Annotated in this window: 12 protein-coding genes and 3 pseudogenes; 6 read left to right on the top strand and 9 right to left on the bottom strand. The window is 70.3% G+C overall.

The window, feature by feature from the left end:
• Window positions 1-39 precede the first annotated feature (39 nt).
• Both ACIBLC_RS36610 and ACIBLC_RS36605 read right to left on the bottom strand, forming a co-directional pair.
• Window positions 40-642 carry an NADPH-dependent F420 reductase gene (locus ACIBLC_RS36610; RefSeq protein ID WP_399215758.1) on the bottom strand — a complete coding sequence of 201 codons (603 nt, stop codon included), beginning with the start codon at window positions 640-642 and terminating at the stop codon, window positions 40-42.
• Between the two features lie 20 nt (window positions 643-662).
• On the bottom strand, window positions 663-1,709 hold the full coding sequence (locus tag ACIBLC_RS36605) for an alcohol dehydrogenase catalytic domain-containing protein (RefSeq protein ID WP_399215757.1): 1,047 nt from the start codon (window positions 1,707-1,709) through the stop codon (window positions 663-665).
• Window positions 1,710-1,777: 68 nt separating this feature from the next.
• Here ACIBLC_RS36605 and ACIBLC_RS36600 point away from each other — a divergent pair, with 68 nt between their 5' ends.
• The gene (locus ACIBLC_RS36600; protein ID WP_399215756.1) at window positions 1,778-2,386 is read left to right on the top strand and encodes a TetR/AcrR family transcriptional regulator; all 609 of its coding nucleotides are present in this window, start codon (window positions 1,778-1,780) and stop codon (window positions 2,384-2,386) included.
• A pseudogene (locus ACIBLC_RS36595) lies at window positions 2,386-2,639 on the top strand (transposase); the annotation flags it as partial. The gene ACIBLC_RS36600 and the pseudogene ACIBLC_RS36595, both read left to right, overlap by 1 nt.
• On the opposite strand, the pseudogene ACIBLC_RS36590 reads toward ACIBLC_RS36595, so the two are convergent.
• The 6 genes and pseudogenes from ACIBLC_RS36590 to ACIBLC_RS36565 all read right to left on the bottom strand — a co-directional run bounded on the left by ACIBLC_RS36590 (window position 2,610) and on the right by ACIBLC_RS36565 (window position 9,796).
• Window positions 2,610-3,489 (bottom strand): annotated as a pseudogene (locus ACIBLC_RS36590) (IS5 family transposase). The pseudogenes ACIBLC_RS36595 and ACIBLC_RS36590 overlap by 30 nt on opposite strands.
• 341 nt (window positions 3,490-3,830) lie before the next feature.
• A complete protein-coding gene (locus ACIBLC_RS36585; RefSeq protein WP_399215755.1) occupies window positions 3,831-4,826 on the bottom strand; it encodes an ornithine cyclodeaminase family protein in 996 nt (331 codons plus the stop codon).
• A 66-nt stretch (window positions 4,827-4,892) separates the two neighbouring features.
• Complete coding sequence (locus ACIBLC_RS36580; RefSeq protein WP_399215754.1) at window positions 4,893-5,816, bottom strand: ABC transporter permease; 924 nt, start codon at window positions 5,814-5,816, stop codon at window positions 4,893-4,895.
• Entirely contained in the window at window positions 5,813-6,925 is a 1,113-nt protein-coding gene (locus tag ACIBLC_RS36575) for an ABC transporter permease (RefSeq protein WP_399215753.1), read from the bottom strand. Before ACIBLC_RS36575 ends, ACIBLC_RS36580 begins: the two co-directional genes overlap by 4 nt.
• Before the next feature lie 112 nt (window positions 6,926-7,037).
• Window positions 7,038-8,789, bottom strand: coding sequence for an ABC transporter ATP-binding protein (locus ACIBLC_RS36570; RefSeq protein WP_399215752.1), 1,752 nt, complete (start codon window positions 8,787-8,789; stop codon window positions 7,038-7,040).
• Window positions 8,786-9,796 carry a BMP family protein gene (locus ACIBLC_RS36565; RefSeq protein ID WP_399215751.1) on the bottom strand — a complete coding sequence of 337 codons (1,011 nt, stop codon included), beginning with the start codon at window positions 9,794-9,796 and terminating at the stop codon, window positions 8,786-8,788. Before ACIBLC_RS36565 ends, ACIBLC_RS36570 begins: the two co-directional genes overlap by 4 nt.
• Before the next feature lie 170 nt (window positions 9,797-9,966).
• On the opposite strand from ACIBLC_RS36565, the gene ACIBLC_RS36560 reads away from it, so the two are divergent.
• Both ACIBLC_RS36560 and ACIBLC_RS36555 read left to right on the top strand, forming a co-directional pair.
• A complete protein-coding gene (locus tag ACIBLC_RS36560; protein WP_399215750.1) occupies window positions 9,967-10,680 on the top strand; it encodes a GntR family transcriptional regulator in 714 nt (237 codons plus the stop codon).
• Between the two features lie 69 nt (window positions 10,681-10,749).
• A complete protein-coding gene (locus ACIBLC_RS36555) occupies window positions 10,750-11,004 on the top strand; it encodes an NIPSNAP family protein (protein ID WP_399215748.1) in 255 nt (84 codons plus the stop codon).
• A gap of 26 nt (window positions 11,005-11,030) precedes the next feature.
• Here the strand turns inward: ACIBLC_RS36555 and ACIBLC_RS36550 are convergent.
• Window positions 11,031-11,213, bottom strand: a pseudogene (locus tag ACIBLC_RS36550) (transposase); the annotation flags it as partial.
• A gap of 309 nt (window positions 11,214-11,522) precedes the next feature.
• On the opposite strand from ACIBLC_RS36550, the gene ACIBLC_RS36545 reads away from it, so the two are divergent.
• A complete protein-coding gene (locus ACIBLC_RS36545; protein ID WP_399215747.1) occupies window positions 11,523-12,104 on the top strand; it encodes a hypothetical protein in 582 nt (193 codons plus the stop codon).
• Window positions 12,101-14,968 (top strand): M48 family metalloprotease, encoded by a 2,868-nt coding sequence (locus tag ACIBLC_RS36540; protein ID WP_399215746.1) that lies wholly within the window; start codon window positions 12,101-12,103, stop codon window positions 14,966-14,968. The genes ACIBLC_RS36545 and ACIBLC_RS36540 overlap by 4 nt, the downstream gene beginning before the upstream one ends.
• Window positions 14,969-15,959 lie beyond the last annotated feature (991 nt).

The following is a 15,959-nucleotide window of genomic DNA, read 5'->3' as shown; positions in this document are numbered from 1 at the left end:
CGGATGAGGAGGAGGGCGAGGAACGGGCGAGGGCCCGGCTCAGTCCTGTCTGAGGGCGTGGAGGCCGGAGAGCGGGCCGCCGAGTTGCATGAGGCGTCCGCCCTCGCGCAAGGAGCCGAGATCGACGGGGGCGAACCCGAAGGCAGCGGTGAGGTCCTTGACGGTCGTCCTGGCGTCGGCGTCGTCACCGGCGAGGAACAACACCTGACGTCCTGCCTGGTGGCGCGGGTCGGCAGCGATGTACTGGCCGAAGAGGGTGTTGAACGCCTTGACGACGCGGGCTCCGGGCAGCAGTGAGTCGACGTATTCGCTGCCGGTCAGCTCGCCCAGGTCAGCGATCTTCGGGTGCGGGGGCGGGGAGGCGAACTGGTTGGTGGCGTCGATGACGATGCGTCCGTCGAAGTGCGGCAGGCCGGCTGTCGCTTCCGGGATCTGGGGCCAGCCGACCGCGAGGAGTACGAGTTCCGCCGCGGCGGCTTCCTCCGGGGTTGCGGCGTGGGCGAGCGGTCCGAGTTCGTCGGCGAGCCCGGCCAGGGAGGCGGGGCCGCGGCTGTTGCTCAGTACGACCTGGTGGCCGTGGGCCACGGCATGACGGGCGATGGCCTGGGCGACGGTTCCTGAGCCGAGGGTTCCGATCTTCATGGCAGTGCCCTTCGTGAGGTTCAGGATGCGGGGCTGGTGAGCAGGACGGTTCCGCTCTTGCCGGGGCGGCGGACATGGTCGATGGCCTTCGGGAAGTCGGCGAGGTCGTAGCCGGCTGCGACCTCGAAGAGTTCCGGAGCGGTCGCGGCCAGACGGGCGGCGAAGGCGACGTCCTCGGCCCGTTCCTCGGGCGTGCGGGTCATCCACTGGCCGATGGACACGCCCCGCACGGTCAGGGCCCGCGGTGTCAGCGCGAGCGACTCCAGCGGGGTGCTGCCTGAACCGAGCTGTCCGTAAGTGATCAGCGTGCCGCCGTCGTCGAGCAGCCCGGCCAGCTCACCGGTCAGGGATCCGCCCACCGCGTCCAGTACGACCTGGGCACCCCGGCCGCCGGTCGCGTCCCGGACTCGAGTGCGCCAGTCCGCGTCGGCCGTCGAGATGGTCGGCAGTGTGGGGAAGCGCTGCCGCAAGGCCTGTGCCCCCGTGGCACCGCGTACCAGATTGACCAGTGGGATGTCGTGCTTGAGCGCTGCGGCGCTGACCAGCTTTCCCACCGACGAACCGGCGGCCGTCTGCACCACCGGACCTGCCTGGCCGCGCTGGGCGTCCTCGACCGCCCGCAGCAGAGTGAGCAGGGTGAGCGGGTTGACCAGCATCAGGGCCGCCGTCTCGTCGCCGAGGCCCTCGGGGAGTGGCACCACCAGATCGGTCGGTGCCGTGAGGAGTTCGCTCCACGCGCCTGGCACCGGGAAGAAGGCGACCCGCTGACCGGGCCGCAGATCCCGCACGTCCTCGCCGACTGTCTCGACGACGCCCATTCCCTCCAGGCCGGGAACGCGTGGCGTGGCGAACCGCCCTCGCGGCGCACCCGGAAAGCCCTGCACTCCCGCCAGGTCGCCGGGGTGGATGGGCCGGGACAGCACCCGCACCTGCACCTGCCCGGATGTGGGCGCGGTGGGGGCGGCTTGCTCGGCCAGGCGCAGTACCCGCCTTGCTTCTCCGTGCTGGTCGTAGGTGATGGCGCGCATGACGCTCCCGTTCCATGGATCTTTGATGATGGGTGTCATTGGAACTCCTGTTATGATGAGAGGCGTCATTGAAAAGGTCAAGTCGAGAGCGACGCGAGAGGACGGCAATGCCGCGGATCACCAAGGAGGACAAGGCCCGCAACCGGCAGAACATCCTCGAATCGGCGGGCCGCATGTTTCGCTCGCAGGGCATCGACGCGGTCGGCATCGCCGAGCTGATGAAGGAAGCCGGACTCACCCACGGCGGCTTCTACAACCACTTCGCCTCCAAGAACGACCTGGTCGTGGAGGTGTGCGGGGCCTCCTTCGCCGCCTCACTCGGGAGCCTGGCCCGGACGATCGAGGACGGCCCCGGCCAGGCCGGCTCTCCGCTGGAGCGGGTCGTGGCCGGGTATCTGTCCACCGCGCACCGTGACGCCCCGGACGGCGGCTGTCCCTCCGCCTCCCTGGTCACCGACGCCGGACGGCACAGCGAAGCCGTGCAGAGCGCGTACGCCGAAGGCGTCGAGGGTTACCTCACCGGCTTCGCCACCGAGTTCCTGCGCGAAGCCGAGGAGAAGGGCCACGAGTTCGACCCGGCCGAGGCCCGCCACAGGGCCATCCGCCTGCTCAGCGAAATGGTCGGCGCGCTGATGCTCGCCCGCGCCGTACGCCACGTCGAGCCCGAGCTCTCCGACGAGATCCTGCAGGCCGGCCGCAGCCACGCCCTCGACTGATGCGACTCAGGGCCGCTGCGGGACGTGGAGCTGAGGCGTTTGCGATAGACGGCCCGAAGTCCCCGGTGGACCTGACGCTGCTGCCCGAGCACCGTCGTGGGCGCGGAGCGATGTACGGAGGCCTGAACAACGGCCGGATCGACGTCGACGGGCTACGGACCCTGCTGGCCGGACTGTCCTTGCCGCGTTTGGAGGGAGGCGCCTGGTCCTGGCGGTCGATGTGTCAAAGAGCGTTTTGTCCCGGCGAGGTTGTTTGGTTCGAGGTTCGGGTGTCGCGCCAGTTGGGGTTGGGTTCGCGGGTGAGTCTGCGGCCCATGAGGTCGATCGTCGCGATGTGGATTATGGCTGCGGAGCGGTGTGGGTGGGTTTCGTAGTGGCGGGCCGGGCGGTGGTGGTGCATGTGCCGGCCGAAGGTCCGCTCGTCGGCCCGGCGTCGCGGGATCACCTTGAAGCCTGCGACGCCAGGCTCGCGTTGGACGACTTCGACGTCGATGCCGAGGCGGCGCCGTGGTCGATGGCTGTGGTGCGGTAGCCGGTGTCGGCCCGTGTTTTGGTCACGCGAGGGTGAGTGGCGGCGATGTGAGACATCCGGTGTATGCCGCCGACGTTGTCGGAGACACTCGCTGCGGTGACCCAGACGGCGAGGAGCAGGCCGAGGGTGTCGACCCCGATGTGGCGCTTGCGGCCTGCGATTCTCTTGCCGGCATCGATGCCTTGGCCGGCCGCGGGCACGTTCGCGGAGGTCTTCACGCTCTGCGCGTCCACCACGCAGGCGGTTGGCTCGCCTTCGCGGCCTTCGGCTTCCCGCACCATACGACGCAGGAGGCCGTTGAGTTGATCGAAGGCGCCTTCCTTTTGCCAAGCGGCGAAGTAGCCGTAGACCGTTTCCCATGGCGGGAAGTCGTGAGGCAGGTAGCGCCAGGCAATGCCGGAACGGTCGACATAGAGGATGGCGTGCATAAGGCGGCGCAGGTCGTGCTCGGGCGGCCGACCGATGTCCAGCCCCTGCCCCTGCGCTCGACCCGCCACGTAGTGAAGAAGGGCCCTATCAGTCCCCAGCGCGCATCGGAGAGGTCACTGGGATACGGGCGTTGTCGCGTCATGTTTCGGCAGTACCGGCGGCTAGCCCGTCCCCGCAGGGCGGAAACGGAGCCAAGAGGGGGCGCTCTGACGCCCGCCCCTCAACGTCCCCACAAGACGCGCATCTAATCCGCCGGGACCCCCAGCACCGTCCTCGACACCGAGGACGGACTTTAGAACCCGACCTCGGTAGCGCTGCGCGGCATGACGTGTACGTGCTCAGCGCCGCGTACACCACGGCCACGGATCCCGACCCGTTGCGAGCGCGCCCGCGCGATCACCGGTAACACGCTTGTCGGCGGGGTCGGTTGACGAAGGGCGCTCCCAGGGGCGCGTCCAGGTCGATCGTCCGGACGCTCAGCGGTCAACTGCTGAGTTCCACGTGCGTGCCCACCCCCTGTGTGTGAGCGAGGTCGATCAGCAGTCGGGCCAGGGCCAGGTCCTGGAGGCCCACGCCCACCGAGTTGAACAGGGTGATGTCGCTGTCGGACGTCCGGCCGGGTTCGAGTCCGGCGAGTACGTTGCCCAGTTCGCAGCGGAAGTCGTCCTCGGAGAGTGCGCCTTCGGCGAGCGGGATCAGGACCTCGCCGGACTTGGTGCGGGCCGTGGCGTAGGCGTCGACGACGACTCGGCTGCGTACGACCCCCTCGGTGTCGATCTCCCGGTGATCGGGGCGCGGCGGTGCGCCGACCGCGTTGATGTGCTGACCGGGGGCCAGCCAGGCGCCCCGGACCAGCGGTTCGCGGGACGGAGTCAGCGTGCACAGCACGTCCGCCGCCTCCACGACCGCCCGCGGCCCGGTCATCACTGTTGCCTGGGCGCCCAGCTCTGTACCGATCCAGGCCGCCAGCTCCTGGCTCCGGGCAGGGGCACGTCCCCAGAGCACGACCCGTTCGTAGGCACGGCCCGGCAACAGTGCGCGGGCATGGGCGCGGGCCAGTGGCCCGGTGCCGATGAGGCCGAGCGTGCGCGCGTCCTTCCGGGCGAGGGCGCGGGTGGCGACCGCGGTGGCGGCTGCCGTCCGGGCGCGGGTGACCTCGGCCCCGTCGAGCAGCGCCTGACAGGCCCCCGTCTCCGCCGACACCGCCAGAACGGCCGAGCGCTGAACGGGGAGGCCGTGTTCGCGATTGGCGGGCAGGTCTGCCAGCAGCTTCACCGTGGCGAGCCCGGCCGGAACCGACGCCGCCGCCATCACGAGGAACGTTCCGTCCGAGTCGGGGAGCGGCATGGCGGGCGGGGGCGGCAGGACGGCACGGCCGAGCGCGAGATCCAGGTGGCACTGCTCCACCGCCGCCTCTACGTCCTGTCGGGCGTCCGCGAGCAGCTTGAGGATGTCGGAGCGCGTCAGGATCAGGGTCATGTGGTTTGTCCTTGGGGGGAGTTGAGGGCGCGCCGGAGTAGCGGGGAGCGGTGCGGCGAAGAGAGGTCAGGCGCCGCGCAGGAACGGGACCGTCAGGCCGGAGGGTGCCCGGCTGCGACCGACCAGCCCACTGACCGCGAGCAGTGCGAAGACGTACGGCAGCGTCGTCAGGAGCGGCGCGGAAAGGTGCAGACCCAGGGTGGGCGCCGCGAATTGAAGAGACTGCGCCACGCCGAAGAACAGGCAGGCAACCAGCGTCGGCCAGGCCCGCCAGCGGCCCGCGATCACCGCGACAACCGCCAGATAGCCGATGCCGCCGGTGATGTTGTCGCTGAAGGCGTGCACCTCCGACAGCGCCAACTGGGCACCCGCCAGGCCGGATACGGCGCCTGTGGCCAGGACCGCCGCGTACCGGATCGTGCGTACCGGAAGTCCGCAGCGGTCCGCGGCGGTCGCGTCCTCCCCGACCGCGTCGAGGGCCAGGCCCCACCCCGTGCGGCGTCCGAACCCGAGGGCGAGGGCGGCGGCGATGGCGAAGGCGGCGTAGCCGAGTGCGGTCTGTTCGAAGAGGGCGGGGCCCAGGACGGGGATGTGGTGCAGGACGGGTACGGGGATCGGTTCGAAGCCGGGCACGGACTCGGCCGCGGTGTCGCCGAACAGGACCCGGGAGCCGTACGTCGTCGCGCCGAGAGCAAGGGCGTTCGCGGTGATACCGGTGACGATCTGGTCGGCGCGCAGGGTGACGCTGAGCACCGCCTGAAGAGCGGCGAACAGGAGCCCCGCGGTCAGGGAGGTGAGGACACCCACGCTCGCACTCCCCGAGGCGAGTGCTCCCGCGGCGCCGGCGAAGGCGCCGGTCAGCATCATGCCTTCGACGGAGAGATTCAGAACTCCCGCACGTTCACTGAGGAGTTCGCCCGACGAGGCGAGGAGGAGAGGGATGGCCAGGCGCACGCCACCGGAGGCGAGCTCGTCGAGGACCGCACTCATGAGGTGCTCCCGTTGCGTGTGTTGTTGAACATGGCGGCGGCGACGAACAGCACGAGCAGGCTCTGGACGATCTGTACGGAAGAGGCGGGCACCTCGGCCGCGAGCTGGAGGTTGATGCCGCCGTTGGTCAGGAAGCCGAAGAGGAGCGACACGGCGACCACAGCCATGAGTGAGCCGCGTGCCAGCAGGCCCACCACCAGCCCGGAGAAGCCGTAGCCGGAGGAGAAGTGCTCTGCGAGCACGTATGGGGCGATGGCGACGAGGGCCGCGCCTGCCAGGCCTGCCGCGCCACCGGCGAACGCAAGGCTGGCCGCCTCCAGCCGTCCCACGGGCAGCCCGAGGCGGGCCGAGGCTGCGGGGGAGTGCCCGACGGACCGGAGCCGCAGACCGACGGCCGTGTGCCGCAGGACGACACCGGTGATCACCGCGGCGACTGCCGCGATCACCACGATCGCGGTCGCGGGCGACTCGGCACCGTTGATCAGGGGCAGTTGGGCGCCGGGCGGCAACGGAGCGGACTGCGGAAGAGTCTCGGACGAGGTCACGGGCTGGCGCAGCAACGCCTCCTCGTGCACGGCCACCGAGACGAGGCCCACTCCGACGAAATTGAGCAGCAGCGTGGTGATGACCTCGCTGGTTCCTCGCTTCATCCGCAGCCATGCGGCGATCCCGGCCCAGGCGGCGCCCGCCACGAATCCGGAGACAAGGACCACCGGCACGCCGAGCGCGGACGGGATGCCGGCGGGCAGCGCCAGCCCCACGGCCGCGGCAGCCGACCCGCCTGCGCAGAGCTGCCCCTCGCCACCCACATTCACCAGCCCCGCACGGTGCGCGACGGTGAAGCCGGTGGCGATGAGGGCCAGCACGGCGGCCGAGTTGAGGGAACTTCCGATGGTGTACGGCGATCCGAACATCCCCTCGACGAGAGCGTCCCAGGCTGTCGCCGGCGCCGTTCCGGCACCTATGACGAGTCCGAGCCCCACGGCGCCGGCGAGCACGACGGCGAGGACGCCGAGGGCGACGGGGTGCCGGAGGGCAACGGAGGCCCGAGCAAGTGGCCTACGTGAAAAGGGGGTTGGCGCGGCCGCGGGCAGCGGTGGGGGCGACATGGTGGCTCCTGTGAGGATGTGGAAGCAGGTAGGGGAAGGGTGCGGCGCAGGCGGCGCAAGGGCAGGCCTCCGCAGTGGGCGCAGTAGGAGGCGAGCGGACCCGGTGGCAGGTTCAGCGCCCGGAAGCGCCATCGCGTACCGGCCCCTGAGCGACACGATCCGGCCCGCGGCGCGCACTCTCCGTACCGGCTTCCGAAGTGTTCACGCCGAGCATCAGGGCGCCGATTCGTTCCCGGGCGTCCGCTTCAGCCGGATCGACAGGCCCCAGCAGCTTCCCCCGGTACGCCACGACGATCCGGTCGCACAGGACGAGCAGCTCGACCAGCTCGCTGGAGACCACCAGGACGCCGGCCCCCGCCTCGGACGCGCGGCGGATGCGGGAGTGCACGGCGCCCACCGCGCCGATGTCCAGACCACGCGTGGGCTGTGCCGCGGCCAGACAGATCAGCGGGCTGAGCGCCAGTTCCCTCGCGAGCACGACCTTCTGCTGGTTGCCGCCGGACAACGACGACAGGAGGGCCGCCGAACCGTCCGCCCGGATCCCGTGCTCGGCGAGCACCGCATCCGCCGCCCGGCCCATCGCCCGCCGGTTCAGGAACATCCCGTACCGGCGAAACCGCCCGAGCCGTCCGAGAAACAGATTCGCGGCGACCGACAACTTTGGCACGCACCCCTCGCGGTGCCGGTCCTCGGGCACCACGCCCAGTCCCGCCCGGGTCCGCTCGCGCGGCGCGCCACGCGTCAGATCCCGTCCGTCGAGTTCCACCCGCCCGCCTTCGGGCGCGAGCGCGCCGCCGAGCAGAGCCATCAGCTCGCTCTGTCCGTTCCCCTCGACGCCGGCGATCCCGACGATCTCTCCGGCTCCGACGTCGAGGGAGACCGTGTCGAGCGCGTACGTCCCGTCGGAGCGGCGCACGCTGATCTCGCGGAGGCGCAACGCGGGCTTGGTGGCTCGGCCCTTCGCCCGGCGCGCAGCCGTGGCGGACTCCGGGCCGTCGGACGGGGCATCGCACTGATCATCGGACGTGCTGACGTCGAACGGGCCGTCGGACTCCTTCGTCGCGGGAGAGGAGCGCGGAGTGCCGACCTCGCTGGTCGCCGGCGCACCTTCGCCGGCGGCAAGACCGATCGTCCCCGCGAGCCCCGCGCCCAGCGATTCGGCAGGCCGCCCGATCATCAGCGGCACCAGACGCTCCGGTGGCAGGTCGGCCAGCGGCCCGCCGCCGGACACATGCCCTCCGCGCAGTACGGTCGCCGTGTCCCCGGCCCGCGCCGCCTCACCGAGTTTGTGCGTCACGAGCACCACCGCGCGCCCCGACTCGGCGATCCGGCGGCAGGTCGCCAGGAGCGCATCCGTCTCGGCCGGGCCGAGGACCCCGGTCGGCTCGTCCAGTACGAGCAGTCTGGGTTCCCGCACGAGGGCCTTCACGATCTCGACGCGCTGGCGCACGCCGACGGGCAGATCGCTCACCCTCACGTCGAGGTCGAGTTCGAGCCCGTACTCCTCGCGCACCCGTGCCACCCGCCGCGGCAGGTCACGGAGTCGCAGCAGTCTCAGGTTCTCGCCGACCGTGAGAGTCGGTACGAGGCTGAAGTGCTGGTGCACCATGGCGACACCGGCGGCGAGCGCGTCGGCCGGCCGGCGCGGCGCGTAGGGCGAGCCGTACAGCCGCAGGCCGCCCTCGTCCGGCGTGAGGGATCCGCCCACGACGTGGCAGAGGGTGGACTTGCCTGCACCGTTCTCACCCAGCACGCAGTGCACGGTGCCGGCCTCCACGACGAGGCCGACCCCTTCCAGAGCCCGCACCGTACCGAAGGATTTGGTGAGCCCGGTGATCTCCAGGGCGGGAACAGGCGTGCTCATCGGGTCGTGATCTCCCCGGCCGTGATCTTGCGCTTCAGCTCGTCGAGCTTCTTGCCAACGGCCGGGTCGGAGGTGCCACAGAGCACGATGTCGTTGCGCGGCTCCGTGAAGGTCAGCCCGAAGTGGACGGCCTCCGCCTTCCAGTCACCGGCGACCAGATGGTCCACGGCGTACTCGATCTCCGCGCCGATGTCCGTCTCGACATATCCGGCGTAGGCCGGATCGGTTCCGCAGGCGTGGGCGATCGGACCGCCTATCAGCTTCCCCTCGCGTTGGTCCGCGGCCTGGGCGACCCCCTTGTGGCCGAGATTCAGGATCTGGCCGAGGACGTCCGCACCCGCGCCGAAGTCGGCGAGCGCGGACTGCTTGGCCTTGGCGACGTCGTTGAAGTCGCCCACGTACTGAGGGGTGAGGACCTTCACGTCCGGGTCGGCCGCTTCGGCGCCCCTGGCGTACTCCTTCGCGGCGTTGACGATCGCGGGCAGCTCCGCGCCGCCGACGAATCCGACTGTGCCCTTCTCGGAGAGCAGCGCCGAGGCGGCGCCGGAGAGGAACGCGGCCTCGGCCTGCTGCGGGTCGTACAGGGAGAGATTCGCGAGCGGCTTCCCGTCGGCAGGGCCACCGATCTCCGCGAACTTCACCTTCGGGAAGCGTGCCGCCACGTTGCGGACGTCGGCGTCTGTCTGTCCTCCGAGGGAGATGACGAGGTCCGAGGTGGTGGCGAAGCGGACCAGTGCCTTCTCGTAGTCGGCGGTCGCCACCTGCTCGACCTTGCTGAACTCCACCGTGCCGGCGTGCTGCTTCGCCGCACGCTCGTAGCCGAGGTGGGCCGAGGCCATGAAGCCGTCGTCGGAGAGCGAGCCGGGGAAGAGCACGCCGACCTTGAGCTTGCCACCGCCGTCCGTGCCTCCGGCGGAGGAACCGCCGCAGCCGGTTAGCAGGAGGATCCCCGAGGCCATGGAGACGGCGACAGCGATGGGGGAGAGGAGACTTCGGGAAGGTGCCACTTGAGGTGCCTCCAGGAGACGGGGCCCGCGAGCCGGTTAGTGGTATACCGCTATGAGGCCTCAGTTTCCGGGTTCGATGTTGCGGCTGTGTTAGCGAGCGGTTAGCAGGAGCTGTCCTGCCGCACGGTCCGCCTACTGTGGGACTGTTCGCGAGTGGAGGAAAAGCCTTGGTGACAACAGCCCAACCGTTCGACGCAGGGCGCCGCTCACTGCGCGACCATGCGTACGAAACCCTGCGACGGCGCATCATCGAGGTCGAACTCCAGCCGGGCGAACGGCTCGTCGAACGTGACCTGGCCACGGAACTCGCGGTCTCGCGCATCCCCCTGCGGGAAGCGCTGCGCCTCCTGGCGGCCGAAGGACTCGTGCTGCTGGTCCCGCACAGGGGAGCCTTGGTCGCGCCCTTCACGCCGACGGATGTACGTGACCTCTTCGACGTACGCGAATCACTGGAGTCCCTCGCGGCCCGCCTGGCCGCTGAGCGGGCTGACGAAGAGGGGATGGCACGCCTGGCAGCCCGCCTCGACGTCGCCCGCTCCGCGCTACGCGAGCAGGACCGCAGCGCCATCGCCTCCGCCAACGCGGCCTTTCACACCGACATCGCCGATCTCGCGAACAACGCGCTGCTGAGTGCGGTGATGCGTCCCCTGGAGGCACGCATGCACTGGCTCTTCCGCCTGACCGCCGAGCGCGACCCGGCGCAGCAGTGCGCGGAACACCAGCAGTTGTACGAGGCCGTCGCCGCGCGCGACGGCGACCTCGCGGCCCGCCTGGCCCACGAACACGTCGCGGACGGCCGTGCGACCAGCCTGGCCCTCGCATCCCGGTGGTCCCACCCGGACATCGACCCGCAGGCGGTGGCCGCACGCCGGCGACGGGGGTGAGACACGGGTAGCAGGCGCCGCGGCACCCTGTTCCATGCGGCCTGCCCCTTTCGAGCATCACGCCATCACATGATCACCATTCACCTGAAGTACGGGATCGACCCCGACCACATCGAAGACTTCGAGGAGGACGGCCGCCGCTGGGTCACCCTCGTCAACCGGTTCGGGGGCACCCGCCACGGATACTTCCCGCCCAGCGAGGGCGACAGCGACATCGCGTACGCGCTCTTCTCGTTCCCCGGGTTCGCGGAGTACGAGCGGTACCGGGCGGACAGCGTCCCCGATCCCGAGTGCCGGGCCGCATTCGAGCTGGCTCATCGCTGATCAGGACGGCAGATCGTGGGCGGGTGGCGCCACTGACAGCCTGTTCGGTTCTGGTAGAAGATCGCGTTCACGACCTCCCGGAGATCACAGGTCCCGGGGGCTTCGGTCGCCGTACGGCTCGCCCGGTCCTGCTTCCAGGCGGTGAACATCGGCTCGATCAACGCCCCATGCTCGTCCGATAAGTCGCTCGGATACGGTCTTCGCTCCATGGCTATATCCCAGCATGTACATGACTGATGGTCGGCTCCTACGGCGATCAGTTCCCCGATCGAGCGATCACGAGCCGAGGAAGATCGGACTTAACGTCCTCTGAGAGCTGCGTTTAGCGGGTGGGGCATTGCGTTGGCGAACCCGTGGGCGTGGTGGGCTGTCATGCAAGCCGTGGCCCAGCCGATCGCCTCACGGCAATATCACCAACACCCCTTCATGTGGGCTCTTACGCTGAAAAGGCCCTGAAGGGTACGCAGAGCCTCTTATCGTGACGGCTTCACCAGATGTCTTCTCGGGGGAGGAAGCCGTTGACACGGCTGCCAGAAAACGGCCAGCGGGTCGTCGGGGCGCTCGCGCGCGGGGTCGTCGAGGTCCGGGCGCCCGGCGAACTGCCGGCGTTCTCGGCGATGCGCAAGGAGTACTTCAAGCGGGGCATCCGGCTGGAGCGCACGGGCCGGGACACGCTCCTCGGCATCGGGGTCGAGACAGCGGTGGTGCTGCTGAGCCCGGTGGCGCTCGAGGTCTGCCGGCGCCTGTGGGACACGCTCTGTGCGGAGGCCGCGGGGGCGACGGTGCGGGCAGGACACGCGAGGGCCGAGGAACTGCTGGACCGTCTGCGCTCACGCTACGGCGCGCAAACCGGTGAGGATCCGACGGTGACGTTCAGCCCCGAACACCTGCGGGAGGTGCACCGGCGGGTCCTGCAGCAGGCCGGGGCCATGGGCCTGCCCGAGGAGCAGCAGCGGCTGATGGCGGATGCCGTCGTCGGTGCCCTGTCCGGCCCGCAGGACACCCCAGTGCTGCCGGGCGCCTCGGACCGGCGCGCCGCGGGCCCTGGGGAGCCGGCACAGACAACCGCTGCCGAGGAGCCGGCGGGGGAGGAGGCGTGAGCGCGCCGGAGACAACCGGCGCCGAGGCTTCGCTCGGTCCGTCCGTGGCAGCCGTCGCGGGACAGGAGCCGGTACGCCGCCGGCGCGGGTCCGGGCCACCCGTCGAGACGACGTTCCTGTTCGTCCTGCTGCTCATCATGATCACGCTCTCCTGTTCGGTGTTCCTCTCGACGCTGCTGACTCCTCCCGGGGAGGCACTGCAGCAGGGACGGGTACTCACCGAGTGCCTGAAACGGATGGGCGACGGCAGTGCCGCCAAACCGTCCGCCGGTCCGCTCGATCTGCACACGGTCATCGACGCGTACCAGGGGGAGTCCCGGCGGATTACGCAGTGGGGGCAGTGCATGGCCCCAGTGCATCATCGTCAACTCTCGTACCAGCTCGGCGGCCTGGGCGTGGTCTTCGGCACGGGCATGCTGCTCTACCTGGGCCATCCCGCGTGGTACGAGCGGCGTCGACGGCTGAGCCCGCTGTCCGCCGCCGACGCGGCCGACCTGCTGGAGGAACTGGAGCGGCTGCGACGGCTGGCCGGCGTGGGCCGCCTGCGTTTCCGCCTCGAACCCTTCAACGCAGTGCCCTCCGCATTCGTTTTCGGCCTGCCCCGGCGGCGCACGCTGGCGCTCAGCACAGGACTGGTGGTCCGCCACCGCACCGACCCCGCCGCCTTCCGCGCGGTCGTCCTGCACGAACTGGCGCACCTGCGCAACCGGGACATCGAACCGACCTACCTCGCCCTCACCCTGACAGCGTCCTTCGGCATGGTGCTGGGGGCGGACTCGGTGAACCGTCTCGTCAACCCCGGTCCGCTGCGCCTTCTGGTCCTCGGCCCACTCGCGCAGGCGCTGCTGCTGGGCGTCCTCACCCTCCTGCTGCTGGCCGCCCTGGTGCGTTCGCGGGAGTTCCAGGCGGACGCGCGGGTCGCCGAGTGGGAAGGGGACACCAGCGCCCTGCCCCGCGTGCTGCGGGACATGCCCGTGCCGCGCCACCGGGTGGTGGCCGGACTGCGCACGCTGCACCCCACACCGGCCGAGCGGGCGCGGCGCTTCTGCGGTACCAGCCTGCCGTTCGGACTCGGATATTGGGGCGGTGTCGGCGCCGGGCTGACAACCACCGTCACGCTCATGGGACTGCGGGGCCTGTCCGTCCTCGGCAACTTCATCTTTGTGCCGTTGTGGATGAGCGCGGTCCCCGGGGTCCTGGTGGCGGCGGTCGTCGTGGTGGGCCGCTGGCGTTACGAGTCCGCACACCCCGAGGGTGCTGACCGGCGCATGTGGCCGTACGGCCTGGGACTGGCCACCGGCACGACGCTGGCTCCGTTGGCTTCCCCCGACTCGTTCATCACCCGGACGGACCCGCACGATCTGCTGGTGTGGATTCCGGGCTGGATCCTCCTGGTCCTCCTCACGACCGTCCCCACGCCCAGGCTGACCGCCGAGGCGGTGGCGTGCTGGCACAGGATGACGGCCAGCAGGGCGCTGCCCTACACCGGACGGCACCTGCCTGCCGCGCTCCTGTGCGCGGTCGCGATGGCCGCCGTGGGCTACAGCTTCCTCACGCAAGCTGTCCTGGTGGGCCAGTCCGTGGTCGGCTTCGACGACAACCCGGTGCTGGACATGCTGAGGCTCGCGGCGTCCTACAACGCTCCGGTCACCCTGGTCTCCGTCGTGGTGACGACGGGGTTGGTGCCGGTGCTGCTGGCCATGGGGGCGGTGATGGTGGTGCTGTCGGTCCTGGCCGTGCTGTGGCGCACGTTTTGCACGCCGTCGGCGTCGCCGTCGCCGTCGCTTTCGGCACGGCGGGAGGTGCGGGCGGCCGAGGTCCGCAGATCGGTACGCACCAGCCTGGCCGGCACGGCGCTGCTGATGGTGTTCCTGCCGCTGACCTCGGTGCTGGGCCACCGGCTGCCGTTGACAGAACGATGGCACAGCGAGTTCTTCGCCCGGTTCTACTTCTTGCAGATGGGGGCGGCTGTCGTTGCCGTGGTACTGACCGCTCTGGTGGCCACCGCACGCGCCCGGCACCGGCCGCTGAGCTACGGGCTGTTGACGGCGGCGGTGTCAGCGGCGGCGGCGAGCCCTGTCGTCATTGCGCAACTGACCCTCGGCAACTGCATCGACGTCCTCGAGGGGCCGGTGTCCGCCCGGGGATGTCTCACTCCGCCCGTCGCGGTGGGCATGTGGGTCGTCGTCCAGGTCCTGGTCGGCTGGACCGCGGTGGCGGTCGCGGTGCTGCTGCTGCCGTGCGCGGCCCTGCGGGACCGAGCCCTGCGCAAGCGTGTCGTCCCGGCGTGGAACGTTCCGGCCCGGGTCCGGCCGCCGGCCCGCTTGTGGACGTCTGGATGGTGCCGTGCCGCCCTGGCCCTCACCGCGGCCGCCGCTCTGTCCGCGGGCGCGGTCACCCTCGTCGACCACAGCCGCGTCGATCCGGCGACCTTGGCCGGCGTAAGCATCGGCGACCGGGGATGGATCGACGGCGGGGACTTCCGCATGCGGCTGGCGCCCGGCTGGTACGACGTCACCCGCACCGGCACATCGGTGGACCGCGCAGCCGGACAGAAGGTCGTCCAACCGCAAATGGGGCTGCAAAAGCCGGGCTTCGGCCAACGCGCCAGAGTGTGGATCGGTCGCACCACGCGCTGGCCGATCGACGACGTGACCCCCTCGGTCCTGGCCGAGGGCGGACACCGGACGACAATCGCCGGAGCACGGGCGCTGGTGCTGGACGTGCCGGAGAAGAACCTGCACATCGTCCTGATCGAGAGGGGCAGAGAGCAACTGCGTCTCGAACTCACCGACCACCCGGACAACTTGGCGGACGCCACCCACAACCTGGATGTCATGCTCTCCACCTGGCAATGGACGTGAGACGGACCGCCACCGAGCGGGACCGGCCGGCTGCCACCATCAGAGAGCAGCCAGCTCCTCGTCACGGCGGCAGTGCGCGCTGCCACCGTGACGAGAACAGCTGACGGCGCGGCAGCAGCCGCGGGACACGACGTTGCTCGTGCTGGGCGCTGCGGCCGTCGCAATGATGATTTGCCCCGCCGGTGTTTGCAGGCGTAGTTCCGGCACACTGCTTGAGGAGAGCGTCCCCCGGCGGGGGACAGTCGCGAATCACAGCCAAGACCCCGCTCCGCAGTGCGCGTTCACGACGAGCACGGCATCGCCCAAGGCCCCGCCTGACTCCTCGCGCACCCGCACATTCTCCACCGTCCGCGAGCGACAACCTGCATGAAATTGTTGGTTTAAGCGGGCCGGCCTGCCTCCACTAAGAACAGTCTTATTGATGTTGCTCTTGGTGGTCTTGGAGGTGGTGTTTTCGTCGGGCGACTGGCGTACACCGTGCCGGACTACTCCGGGGAACTCAGGCCAGCCAGTCGAAATGATCGACCTGGGGCAGGGCGCCGTGCGCGTCGATCCGGCCGCCCCGGCGGGCCTTCAGCGCGCTGATCGAGTACGTCCACCAGGTCGCCGGTGTGCCCGCGGTTCCCCGTCTTCGCCGCGGCCGTGGATTCCTGCGGGCCCGTCCGAGGGCGAAGGGGTGTGACGCAAGGGCGGAGTTCTCGCGGTCTGCCCCGTCATTGTCTGTCGGGCGATCGGGCTTCTTCGGCGCGGCCGTGGTTGCTTTGGAGGCGGGCTGGTGAAGCGTCCCGGGTGGGTTGGTGAGGTTCTGGGGCGGTTCGATCTGTTGCTCTGGCGCTGGGGTGTGGACTCGCTTTGCGCGGTGGCGGTTCGCTGGACGAGCCACAGTTCTTTGGCGGCTGGGGCTTGGTGGGTGGGGTGTGTTGCGTGGGGGGGTGTATGTCGGGGTGTTGGCGGGTTCGGGTTGGGGTGTGGGCTGTGTCGGGGGTGGGCT

Origin of the sequence: Streptomyces sp. NPDC050535 (assembly GCF_044457665.1) — a bacterium.
Taxonomy (GTDB): Bacteria; Actinomycetota; Actinomycetes; order Streptomycetales; family Streptomycetaceae; genus Streptomyces.
This window is presented reverse-complemented; position numbering and strand designations above follow the sequence as displayed.